This is a genomic window from Acidobacteriota bacterium, from assembly GCA_012517875.1.
Taxonomy (GTDB): domain Bacteria; phylum Acidobacteriota; class JAAYUB01; order JAAYUB01; family JAAYUB01; genus JAAYUB01.
The window spans coordinates 18,428-31,065 of record JAAYUB010000058.1 but is presented as its reverse complement, the minus strand read 5'-3'; the positions used below and the strand labels follow the sequence as shown (position 1 = coordinate 31,065).

Genomic DNA, 12,638 nt, shown 5'->3' with positions numbered 1-12,638 from the left:
TTCGGCGCGTCCATCGCTGTCAGCGGATCTTCGAAATTCGCGTCGATTTTCGGACGAGCCGTCAACGGGTCTTCGAAGCCGGCCGGAGACTTGGGGAAAGCCGTGAGCGGATCCTCGAAACCGAGCTTCGGGCGGGCCGTCAGCGGGTCCTCGAAGCCAGCCGGGTCCTTGGGAAAGGCCGTCAGGGGATCCTCAAAGCCGAGCTTGGGGCGGGCCGTCAGCGGATCCTCGAAACCCGCGGTAGAATCGTGGAAGGCCGTCAGCGGGTCTTCGAAGCCGGTTCCGGTATTCACCGGTCCGGACTCCGTTCCGGACAAACGAGCTGACAGCTTTGCTTCCCAGACGTTGCCCTGCCACCGTTTATCCCCGATATGCTCGTGCTTGATGGTCGGCGAATCCGACGCGCCCGGGTCGGTTACCGGAGCCGTCAGCCGGGGCAGGCGGAGTTCCTGGCCGGCGGTCACTTCACCCGCAAGCCCGACACCGGGATTGGCCTCCCGCAGCGAGGCTTCCGGTAGGTTCAGGCGCTCCGCCACCTGAGCCAACAGGGATTCATCCTGCTGGACCGTGGTCAAGGGAGACAAACCACCCGGCTCCGCTTGGGCATTCAACCCGTCCACACTGGAAGGATCCTGCGCCCCGCCATCGATACGATCCACCATGATGCCTCCTGAGCCAGGACTTCACGCAACTCATCGGCTTTGCCGGTGATTTATAGTGATGAAATTATTGTACCTGAATTATCACGGTGGGGGGGAATAATGCAGGCATCGGACCACCTGCCTGCCATCTACATGAACGATCGTTCCGGAACAGATGGGACAACGAGACATCCAATCAGCGACCATAAGAACAGCGTGATAACAGGAGATAACAGGACACCCATGTTTTCCACGCTTCATCATCCTCCACAACTCCAGCAGATCCTGGCCGGCCGCCGGACACTACTTTTGGATTTGTCTCGGTTCGGGCGCCTGAATGTTTGGATGTCCTGCTTTCTCACTCAACAAGAACAGCATAAGAGTAGGATAAGAGTAGGATAACAATTAGGATAAGAACAGGATAAGAACAGGACAAGAGTAGGACACTCACTGTTTTCATGTTCATTTTTCCTATCAGAACAGGACACCCACGTTTTCCAGAACAGGACATCCATGTTTTCCGCGCTTCATCATCCTCCACAGCTCCAACAGATCCTGGCCGGCCACCGGACACCCCTTGGATTTGTCTCGATTAGGGTGCTTGAATATTTGGGTGTTCTGCTTTCCGTTTCCTGTTTATTGTTTTTTGTCTTTTGCGCACTATTGACTGCCTGAACGTTTGGGTGTTCTGTTTTTTGTCGCCTGTTTTTTATCGATTTGAATGATCGGATAATCAGATGTTCAGTTTGACCCGAATCCAAAATATTGAAACTCCATCCGATCCTGCGGGTTCAATTGAAAGCACGCCGTTGGGATGTTGTGGTGTGCAGTCCGGACGACTGGAGAGATTCAAGCCAACGGATGAAGGTTGAGATGGTTCAAGGGTGTGTCACCCGTTTGTGGCGTCTGCTGGCGGTGCTGTTAGTGGCTGGATTTCCCGCTTTGGCCGTTGATGGACAATTCGCGTACCAGCCGCTGTCCATTCCGGTTCGCGACGGGCAGTTCTTGGCCGCCGACGTCTACTTTGATGGAACGCTCGGGCCACCCAGACCGGTGATCCTGATCCAGACCCCATACAACAAAAACCTCTACCGATGGCAGGCCGTCCTGCCTCCGGAGACCGGCGGTGTCACGTTCCCCTACGACCCGGCGTACAACTACGTGATACTGGACTGGCGGGGTTTCTACAGCTCCGCCGCCGCAGCCGTTCCGGGCTATGACCGAGGTCTCGACGGCTATGACGCCGTGGAATGGATCGCCGCCCAAGGCTGGTGCAACGGCAGGGTGGGCACCTGGGGCCACTCGGCACTCGGCCACATCCAGTTCCTGACCGCCCGACACCGTCCGCCCCACCTGGTCTGCTGTGCCCCCTACGCCAAGGATTTCCTGACCACGTACTCGGATTACTACTACGGCGGCGACTACCGCAAGGAGCATGTCGAGTCCATGGCCCGGCTGGGCCTGGCCGATCCCGACCTCATCCTGGCCCATCCGCAGGATGACTTGTTCTGGCAGGTGGCCGCGGCACAGAGCGACCTGGCCGCCGAGACCGCCGTGCCCATACTCCTAGCCACGGGCTGGTTCGACCATTTTCCCGATGACATCCTCGCCGCGTTCGAGGCGCTTCGCGCACGGAGCGATCCCGCCGTCCGGGACCTGCACCACCTGTTCGTCGGTCCGTGGATTCACGGCGGCATGAACCAGGCCGAGCAGGGGGAACTGTCGTTCCCCGACGCGGTAGGCGTTCACGACGCGCTCACCCTGCGCTTCTGGGATCATCACTTGCGGAGCCTCGCCAACGGCTGGGACATGGAACCGGTGGTCCGCTATTACCAGTTGGGCGAAAGCGCCTGGCGGGCGGCCGACTCCTGGACGGACATCGCCCGGGAGGAGCTGGTGCTGTACCTGCAGCCAGGCGGAGGGCTCGACTCAGCCACTCCTCCGGCGGATGGCGGCGCCGACACCTTCATCTACGATCCGGATGATCCGACGCCAGCCCTCGGCGGTTCACGCTTCGCCCCGTTCGACCCGGACGTCGTCGCCGGCCCGGTGGATATCGGGCTTGAGATCGAAACACGGCCGGACGTGCGGGTATACTCCACGCCGGTGCTGAATCGTCCCTTGCGCCTCAACGGCCGGGTTGACGCCCAACTGTGGGTGTCCTCCGACCGGCCGGATACCGACTTTGCCATCCGGCTGACCGATGTCTACCTCGACGGCCGGTCCTTCATCCTCGCTCAAGGTATCCGGCGGATGCGCTTCCGCGATTCTTACGCCACCGAAGTTTTGATGACCCCCGGGGCGGCCTACCTGGTCACGGTGCCGTTGCAGAACCTGGCCCTGACGTTACCAGCCGGCCACCGGTTGCGGATCGTGATCGCCTCGGCCGACTACCCCCACTTCGACCGCAATCGTAACGACGGCGGGGCAATGTATGAGGACGGCCCGTTGCTCGTGGCCGCGAACTCAGTGCATCACGACGCGGCGCACCCCTCCCGGCTCGTTCTCCAGATGCCCAGCCGGTACGACATCGATGGCGACGGTCGGTTAACGGTGGACGACCGGGCCTGGCTGGCCCACACCATCGCCGCCAATGTCACCGTGCCGCCTACGGCCGGTTCCGGAGGGGACACTGACGGTGATGGTCGCATCTCCGCCGTCGATCTCCTATCCCTGCATCGACAAATTCCGGAGTCGGACTGATTCTCTCGCCGGCCGAATGGCGAGCGGATCGTTGCTGTTTTCCGTGAAAATTGAACTATAATCACCCAGTTCGAAGTCAAAGTGTAGACGTGAATCGGGAAGCGCAATGGTGAAACTCACTGCGACCGGCCTCAAATGGCTGAAGGGATTCCATCTGGTCGCCGTCTGCTGCTGGATCGGTGGCGCCGTCGCCCTTACCCTGCTGTACTTCCTGAAGGATGGCATCACGGACGGGGGTGTGGTGTATGGGATCAACCAGAGCATCCATCATGTGGACATGGTCGTCATTGTCATCCCCGGCGCCTTCGGCTGTCTACTGACAGGCCTCGTCTACTCGTTGTTCAGCAACTGGGGGGTTTTCAAGCACACGTGGCTGACCGTCAAGTGGATCGTCACCGTCGTCGCCATCCTGTTCGGAACCTTCTTCCTCGGTCCTTGGGAAACCGCCATGATGAATATCTCCGGGGAATACGGAGCGGAATCGCTGGTTCGTCCGGACTACCTATTCAATCAACAGATGAATTTTGTGTTTGGCCTCGTTCAGTTGGCAGTGCTGATCGTCACGCTGTTCATTTCCATTTTCAAGCCTTGGAAGCCTAGGAAGTAACGGACGGACGGTCGACAGCTGGATGCTACCGCCAGCAGGAGGCACCTTGGGGATCTGCCGTTTGGAACACATTTCCAAATTTCCGTGCGAGATCGGGCTGGCTGATGCCGACGCTGCGAGCCGCGGTGGGGACAGAACCGGAGGGACGGCAAAACCGGCAGGACAGGACACCCAAGTTTCTCATGTTGCATAATCCCGTACATCCCAATTAGCGTTCGACCGGGCACCGGGTGACAGAATATAGGACATCCAAGAATAGTGGGAACCTCTGACATCCAATGATTGAAAATCATGGACGCAAATGCGTTTTGGACATTCACTCAACAGCTTGCGCTCGTGATAATGCAACAGCAAGACAGTCCGAGACCATCCGTAAAATGTTGGCTTCATATTATTTACATACCAGGTTGTATTTGATTATTTGGACAACCAACCGTATCTTTAGATGTCTTCAGACACCAGTTAACGCATTGTTGGACACCCAAATAAGCATCCTCCTCGCTTCGCAGTGTGAAGGATTGCGCAGATTAGTAGAACAGGCTAGCAGAACAGCAGCAGAACAGGACATCCACTTTTTTCCAGCAGAACAGGACATCCACTTTTTTCCACTTTTTTTAGAAAAACCCGAACAGCAGCCAACTCGATCGTTTGTATGGGTAAGAGCATCTTTTCTGGAGGTGACCCATGACGATCGCCAGGCGCGACATTGCGCCAGAAGGAGTGGCGGGGGCATACCACTGCACCGCCCGTTGCGTGCGGCAGGCCTGGCTGTGCGGGCAGGACGAAGTCAGTGGCCGGAACTACGACCATCGGAAGGACTGGATTCGGGAGCGACTGGCCTTCCTGGCCATGATCTTCGCCCTCGATGTGTTGGGCTATGCGATCATGAACAATCATTTGCACACGCTGTTGCGAACCCTGCCTGAGCTCGTGCGCAGCTGGACGGATCAGGAGGTGGTCTGCCGATGGTTGATTCTGTTCCCATCCAAACGAATGCGCCAAACTGAGGAGTCACAACCATCGGGCGCCGACATCGCCGCGGTGTTGCGTCAGCGGGGGCGGGTGGAGGTGCTGCGCCAGAGGTTGTCCAGTTTGAGTTGGTTCATGCGCTGTCTGGACGAGTACATCGCCCGCCGGGCCAACCGCGAAGACGGGTGCAAGGGGCGGTTCTGGGAAGGACGGTTCAAGTGCCGCGCCCTCGCGGATGAAGCCGCGGTGCTGACGGCCATGGTGTATGTGGACCTGAACCCGATCCGCGCGGGATTGGCGACAACACCAGAAGCAAGCGCCTACACCTCCGCTCAGCAGAGGATTGCCGGGCAACAGACACCGCCGTCAGTCTGGAACAAAACGTTCGCAGTGGAGGGATCGATGACTGACTGGTTGTGCCCGCTGACAGACTCCACCGAGCGGCAGGGAGTATTCCGGCGGCTGACCTTATATGAATACCTGATACTGCTGGACACAGCGGGTCGAGTGGCCCGCCCGGACAAACCTGGCGTAATCCCACGAGAATTGGCACCCATCATGGAGCGACTGGGGCTGGAACCGGCAAATTGGATGGAAGCTGTGAGCGGATACGAGAGATATTTCCGCCGGTTCGTCGGACGACCAGACACAGTGGCGACGCTGGCCGAAACAGCCGGTCGGCGATGGTTTCACGGAATCGCGGCCTGCCGGACGCTGCTGAATTCACCCCGCTCATGTGGCGCATGTCCGGAAGCCTCAACAATAGTTTGAACAACTCCAATCTATCACTGTGAGTTCCGACAAGTTAAAGGGCCCCTGTCTTCCTTGTTCTCGGCCTGACACTTCGAGTGTCTAGAAGATAAGGGCATCCCATCTATTATTCCAATCTACTCAATTGTTGGATGTCCTCTTTCATCACAAGAGCTATTGACAGAACATTCCTCCCCATAGACCAAGCTTCACCATTCTGCTCAATCGTTGGATGTCCAATTGCTGTCCAATTGCTGTTTTCCAATCTACTCAATTGTTGGATGTCCTGTTTCACCAATCTACTCAATTGTTGGATGTCCTGTTTCATGCCATCTATTATTCCAATCTACTCAATTGTTGGATGTCCTCTTTCATCAAGAGCTATTGACAGAACATTCCTCCCCATAGACCAAGCTTCACCATTCTGCTCAATCGTTGGATGTCCAATTGCTGTTTTCCAATCTACTCAATTGTTGGATGTCCTGTTTCATGCCAATCTACTCAATTGTTGGATGTCCTGTTTCATGTTGGATGTCCTGTCTCATGCGGCGGCCGAGGCTGATTCGATCCGGGGCTACTCGGTGGGACCCTCCCATTTGACCAGCTTCAGGTCCAGGACCACGATGGAGTAGATCACCGGCACCAGAATCAGGGTAATGAACGTGGCCGCGGTCAGGCCGCCGATCTGCGCATAGCAGAGGGGCTCCCAAAGCGGACCGCCGTGCATGGCCAGGGGGAAGAGAGCGAACACCGTGGCACCCACGGTGATGAGCACCGGCCGCAGTCGGATGATGCCGGCATCGAGCAGGGCCAGGCGCATGGGCTCGCCTTCGGCGTGCTTCTCCTCGATGAAGTCGAACAGCACAATGACGTGGCTCACGATCACGCCGATCAGGCTGATGCAGCCGAGGAAGGCCATGAAACTGAACGGCGCGTCCATGACCACCAGGCCGGCAAAGGCGCCCACCATGCCATAGGGGATGGCCGAGAACACGATGAACGGCTTGACCGCGTTCTGGAACTGGAACACCAACGCCAGGAAGATGGCGGCGACGCAGATGGCCAGGATCACCAGCAACTCCACGAAGTTTTCGTCCTTCTGTTCCTTCTCTCCGCCGACCTCCAGCTTGTAGCCCACGGGCAGGTTCTCTTCGAAAGCCTCCAGTTTCGGCCAGATGTCCTTGACCACCTTCGATGCGAGCTGGCCGGCGACCGGATAGCAGGACACGGTGACCGTTCGGAACTGATTGCGGCGGCGAACCTTCTCCGTCTCCATCTGGACGACGGTGGACGACACCTGCCGCAGCGGCACCTTCTGCGTGCCCGTCATCGAATAGACGTACAGGTTCTGGATGTCGGAGAAATTGGCGCGCTCGTCGGCCCGGAGCCGGGCCACTACCGGGATCTGCTTGTCGCCGTCCCGCAGCGTGGTCAGCGGGTAGCCACTCATGGCCGACGTGGAGGAAACCGCCACATCCAGGTTGGATACCCGGGCCAAGTTGGCGCGGTCCGGATCCACCCGCAGCTCCACATAGAAGCTCTCCGCCCCCCAGTCGTCGCGTATGCGCGTGGTGGCCGGGTGGGACCGGTAGATCTCCTTCATCTGCTCCGCCAGGCCACGCAGGGTCTGGAGGTCTTCGCCGGAGATCCGCATGGCGACGGGCGTGCCGATGGGCTGACCGCTTTCCAGTTGACGCATGTCGGCCCGGACGCCGGGGAGCGCCTCGTCCAGGGCTGCCTGGATGGGCGCCACCAGGGGCATGGTGTCCCGCTTGTTCGCCACCTGGATGACGATCTGGGCGTAGTTGAGCTGGCGCTGCTCGGGGCTCACCGAGAACCAGAAGCGCGGCCCACCGCCGCCGACGAATGTGGTGAGGTACTTGAGCACTTGCCGCGGCCGTCCGTCCTCGGGGGTGGCTTTACCGTACTCGTCCACCACCCGCCGGATGACCGCCTCGGCCTGGTGGGCGGCGGCGTCGGTGGCGGAGATGGGCGCATCCTCCGGCAGCCACACGTCCACAAACGAGAGGTAAGAGAGGTCCTTGGGGAAGAACTCATCCTTAAGCCGGGTCATCAGGAACACACCCAGGCCGAGGAAGGCGAACGAAACCAGCAGCGTCTTCCAGCGGTGGTTCAGGGCCAGCGTCCCCACACGGCAGTACCAGCCAGCGAAGCCCTTCTTGCGGCGCTCCTCCATGGGCAGGGGCGGCTTTCTGCTGGGACGCAGAAAGTAATAGCCCAGCGTCGGGATGAAGGTCATGGAGACCAGCCGCGACGCCACCAACGAGCAGGCCAGGACCATGGGCAGGCTGTAAACGAACCGGCCCATGTCACCGGGCAGCAGCAGGAACGGCAGGTAAGCCACGATGTTGGTGATGGTGGCGAACAAAATGGCGTGGGCCAGCCGCGTGGGTCCGAGCCACGCTGCAATGATGCCCGGCTGGCCGGCGTCCAGCTCGCGCTTGATGGCGTCGCCGGCCACCACCGGGTCGTCGACGAGCAGTCCCAGCGCCAGGATGAGCGAGGCGATGGACACCTGCTGCAGGTCGACGCCCAGCAGGTGCATAAACCCAAAGGTCATGGCCAGAGTCAGCGGGATCGACAGCGCCATGAGCGCCGCCGACCGCCATTCCCAGAATCCGATGAGCGCCACCAGAACCACCAGGATGATCGCCTCGTACAGGCTGTCCATGAACAGTTCCACGCTCTCGGTGACCTGCAGCGGTTGGTCGGAGGTCCGGGCCAGGATCAGATCCGGTGGGAGCAATTTCCGCAGCTCGCCCAGCGCCCCGTCCACTTCCTCGCCGAATTTGCCGATCTGCTCACCGGCCCGCATCTGGACCGATAGGGTGATGGCGCGGGAGCGCTGCCACCGTCCGGCGGCGTCCCGGATGGTGAAGAAATTTAAGTAGGACGGGGGGCTCTCATAGCCGCGGAAAATGTCCGCGCCGTTGCGCAAGTAGACCGGCGAGCCGTCATCGGTGGAGCCCACGATCACATCGCCGATCTCCTGCTCGCTTTTAAACTCCCCCGAGGGGTTGATCATGATGTTCTTGCCGCTGGTTTCCAGAACGCCGCCCGGCAGCATGATGTTGCGGGCGTTGAGGATCTGCTCGATCTGGCTCTGTTGCATACCGCTGGAGCCCAGCCGTTCCTGGGAGTACTCCAGGAACACCCGCTCATTCAGGATGCCGGAACGGTCGATCTTGGATACCGGCTCGACAGTCTGCAGGGTTTTCTGGATCAAATCGGTGTAGTCGTCGAGCTGCCGGAAGGTGTACTTGTCGCCGGCAACGGTCGCCAGCTTGGCCCGTGTCTCATCAGGATTCTCCACCACGAGCGGTTCCCAGACATCCGGATGAAAGTCGGTCAGGCGCGCCCGGATGCGTTCCTGGATGATGGCCCTGAGTTCGCGCTCGCTGTAGGTGCACCCGAAATCAAAGCCGGCGAAACCCGGTCCCTTGATGGGGCGGAGGTCCACAGCGAATTGGGACTCCCGCAGCTCGCGCTCGAACTCCAGCATGCTGCGGTCGACGATCCGCGTGCCGTACGATTGGGGGAAGCAGAGCACGATGGTTGTGCGCTTCTTTCCGGCGGCCGCGGCCGCCTGCGCCCGCGCCTCCCGGATGGCCCGGGCGATTGACTGGGACCGCACGGCGATCTCCACTTCGTCCACCTTCGGGCTGGCGACGGTCAGCATCAAGGCGGCCGTATCCCCGTAGTCCTTGAAGAACTGGATGGGGCCGGCGCCCTGCGGCAGGTCGGTGATGCTGTCCAGCTTCCCCTTGATGTCGTCGAATTCCTTAGCCCGTTCAGTGATGTTCTCGTCCAACTCCATGGTGACGACGCAGACGCTGCTCCGGGTGATGGATTCGATCTTGGTGACTTTGGAGTTTTCGGCGATCTTCTTCTCGAGCTTGCGGGTGACCAGATCTTCCACTTTCTCGGCGGCCGCGCCGGGCCAGGGGCAGATGGCCAGGGCCACCCGGACCGGGATGTCGGGGTCCTTGCGCTCGGGCATGTTCAGATAGGAATACACGCCCCAGACCATCGTCGCCACCAGCAGCACCCAGGCGACCTGGCGGGTCTCGGTGAAGAACCGGGCGGTGTTGTGGGTATGCTGAACGTACTCTTCGGTGGTTTTTCCGTGGCTCATGCGTCCCCCTCCGCCACTCAGGGCAGCACCCGGACCGTTTCGCCGTCGGCGAGCATGCTGGCGCCCGTGACGACGATCCGCTCACCCGGATTGACCCCCTTGACGGCAATCAGATTGCCGAAGGCGTCGCCCAGCGTGATGGTGCGGGCACGGGCCACGCTCCGGCCGGCTTGGTCCTCCACGACGAAGACGGCGAATCCGTCCGGGTCCCCCTTGGGGCGGACGATGGCATTGAGCGGCACGACGGGCACGGGTTCCGTGACCGTCTCTTCGACCAGCGCCAGGGAGGCCACCATCCCCACCTTGAGCTCTTGGCGCGGATTCGGCAGGGTCAATTCCACCTCAAACACCCTCGTGGTCGGATCGGCCGCCGGATCGATCCGGGTGATCCGTCCGGTGAATTCCCGCCCGGGAAGCGCGTCGGTGGTGATGACCAGCTCGTTGCCCAGCTTCACCTTCGCCAACGTCCGATCCGGGACGCCGAAGGTGGCGCGCACCCGCAAAGTGTCGGCCAGCACGAAACCCAGCGTGCCCGGCCCGGCCAGATCGCCGATCTCCACGTCGCGCCGGAGCACCTGCCCTCGGCGGGGCGCCTTCAGGGCGCAATCGGCGAACGCGATTTGCGCCGCGTCCAGTTGGGCCTTGGCCAGATCCAGCTTGGCCCGGTTCGCCTCGAGCTGGGCCTGCAGGGCGTCCACCTGCGACTGGCTGGTGTCCAGCTGCTGCCGGGCCCGGTCGTAGTCGGCCTTGGTCAGGCTCCGGGTGTGGAACAGGTTGGCGGCCCGCTCATAGTCCAGGGCGGCCTTGGCCTGGGTCGCCTTCGCCCCGGCCAACTGGAATTCGACGGCGCTGATGGATGACCGAACCTCCGCCACCTGGGCCTGGGCCTGCTGGACCTTGGCGGTGTAGTCGTCCTCCCGCACGCGCGCCAGCACCGTGCCGGCCGCCACCCAGTCGCCGGCCTGGACGTTGCGCAGCCGGCCGTCGACGCCCCGCACCCGGTGGATCGCCACGATGTAGCCCGCGTTCTTGAACGCGAGCTGCACCGGCTCCTCCGGTTTGATCGCCGCCGAGTAGCGCACGGTGCCGCTGGTCGAATAGGTCTGCACGGGCTGGACCCGGACCGGCGTGGACGGTTTCTCCGCCACGGGCTTGCCGCCACATCCGGCCAGGGCGCCGATCACCGTCAGGATGATCATCAGGAGCCAGCAAGGTATGGATTTCATCATTGTTCTCCGCATGGATTTCTCGGGCAACGGCGGCATCCTAGTCCTCCCCCAGCGCCTGTTCGAAATCGGCGCGGGCGGACCAGACGGTCAGCACCGCCTGGTGATACTGGCGGACGGCGTCCGACGCGACCGCCTGCGCCTGCAGCACGTCCTTGAGCAGGGCGGCCTGCTGGGTGAAGCAGTCCCGCGCGACCCGCAGCTTCTCCCGAGCCGCCGTCGCCGCCAACCGGCTGACGTCCAGCTGAGCGCGCGCCTGGCGGAGCCGGCGGTACTTGTCGCCCACATCCCGCAACACCTGGGCCTCCGTCTCGCGCAGGGCTTCGTCGGCCTGCTGCCGCGTCTTGATCTTCTGGGTCAGTTCGTATTTCTTCCGGCCCCAGTCGTAGATGTCCCACTTCAGGAGAACACCCAGCGTCAGCATGTTCTGGGGCAGGAAATCGACGTTTTGGAACGACGAGTAATCGAGAGAGAAGTAGATCTGGGGGATGTACTCAGCCTTCTTCAGGCGCCGGTCCAGCTCGGCCTGGTCCACCCGCAGGCGGGCTTCCCGCAGCTCCGGCCGCTGCGCCAGCGCACGGACCCGGGCGGATTCCAGCTCCGTCTCCAGCGGCACGGGTTCGGGGATGGGCTCCACCCGGAAATCGGTCCAGATGTCGCGCCCCAGCAGATTGTTGAGGGCCTCCTTCTGGGTGGCCAGGCTGTCATCGAGCTTGCCGGCATCGAACCGGGCCTGGGCCAGGCGGGCCTGAACGTCCAGCAGGTCCGCCGGCAGCGCCGTCCCCTGCGTCACGCAGTCGTCCACCAGCCGCTCGAACTCGGTGTAGAATGCGATCTCATCCCGGACGGCATCCATGGCGCTTTGGATCTGCAGCAACCCGTAGAACACATCCTGCACCGCGTTGACCACCGTCTGGTTCTCCTGGCGGAGCTTTTCCCGGGCGATATCCCGGTTCACGATGCTCTGCTGGATCCCCAGGCCGATCTGATACAGCTGGCTGATGGGTTGGGCCACCTGGGCCTGAATGACGGCCATGGGCTTCTGGTCGGTTTCGTAGATCGTGTCTTCCTCGGGGATGGGCACGCCGCCGATTTCACCAAAAGCCCCTTGCGGGAACTCGAAGCTGATGGGGGTGAGGCGCTGGGAGCCGAGCACGCTCAGGGAAAACACCGGGAAGCGGTGGGTCCGGGCCGCGGCGATCTGCGCCTCGGCCTTGTCCAGCTCCAGCCGGGCGCCGATCACCTGCCGGTTGGCGCGGGTGGCCAGCGCGATGGCCTGTTCCAGGGTCAGCGCCGGCCCGGCCGTGGCGGCCGGTTCCTGTGACCGAACCGGCGGCGACAGGAACAGCAGACCGAGCAGGAGGGTCGCCGCCCGGACAAACGGAGTCCGCCAGGATCTGAGAAATATTGAAAGGTGACAATGGTTAGCCGGCGGGCCGTGGCGCGTTCGTTCAGGCCCAATAAGGCATCGATTGAAAGTCATCTGCACGGCCACCTCCAATCGTCAGAAAAATCCTCTAGGTCGTCTGTGGAACGGCGCGATTGTAACACACCTTCCCCTTGGATATCAGCGGGTTGTTCGCGGA

The 12,638-nt window shown here is 61.4% G+C and carries 7 protein-coding genes; 3 read left to right on the top strand and 4 right to left on the bottom strand.

Translation table 11 applies throughout. The features are described 5' to 3' along the window. Nucleotides 1-662: hypothetical protein (locus GX414_06660; GenBank protein ID NLI46772.1), on the bottom strand; the 662-nt coding region annotated here is incomplete at its 3' end. Between the two features lie 852 nt (nt 663-1,514). Between GX414_06660 and GX414_06655 the strand changes: the two genes are divergently transcribed. The 3 genes from GX414_06655 to GX414_06645 all read left to right on the top strand — a co-directional run bounded on the left by GX414_06655 (nt 1,515) and on the right by GX414_06645 (nt 5,691). Further along, a complete protein-coding gene (locus GX414_06655) occupies nt 1,515-3,344 on the top strand; it encodes a CocE/NonD family hydrolase (protein NLI46771.1) in 1,830 nt (609 codons plus the stop codon). Nucleotides 3,345-3,450: 106 nt separating this feature from the next. Then, nucleotides 3,451-3,951 carry a hypothetical protein gene (locus tag GX414_06650; protein ID NLI46770.1) on the top strand — a complete coding sequence of 167 codons (501 nt, stop codon included), beginning with the start codon at nt 3,451-3,453 and terminating at the stop codon, nt 3,949-3,951. 684 nt (nt 3,952-4,635) lie between these two features. Next, nucleotides 4,636-5,691 (top strand): transposase, encoded by a 1,056-nt coding sequence (locus tag GX414_06645; protein ID NLI46769.1) that lies wholly within the window; start codon nt 4,636-4,638, stop codon nt 5,689-5,691. Nucleotides 5,692-6,244: 553 nt separating this feature from the next. On the opposite strand, the gene GX414_06640 is transcribed toward GX414_06645, so the two are convergent. From GX414_06640 to GX414_06630, 3 genes are read right to left on the bottom strand one after another with little or no spacing between them, the layout of a single operon-like run. After that, nucleotides 6,245-9,826: an efflux RND transporter permease subunit gene (locus GX414_06640; protein NLI46768.1), complete on the bottom strand. Its 3,582-nt coding sequence runs from the start codon at nt 9,824-9,826 to the stop codon at nt 6,245-6,247. 17 nt (nt 9,827-9,843) lie between these two features. Continuing rightward, nucleotides 9,844-11,052 carry an efflux RND transporter periplasmic adaptor subunit gene (locus GX414_06635; protein ID NLI46767.1) on the bottom strand — a complete coding sequence of 403 codons (1,209 nt, stop codon included), beginning with the start codon at nt 11,050-11,052 and terminating at the stop codon, nt 9,844-9,846. A gap of 40 nt (nt 11,053-11,092) precedes the next feature. Then, nucleotides 11,093-12,535: a TolC family protein gene (locus GX414_06630; GenBank protein ID NLI46766.1), complete on the bottom strand. Its 1,443-nt coding sequence runs from the start codon at nt 12,533-12,535 to the stop codon at nt 11,093-11,095. Between the last annotated feature and the right edge of the window lie 103 nt (nt 12,536-12,638).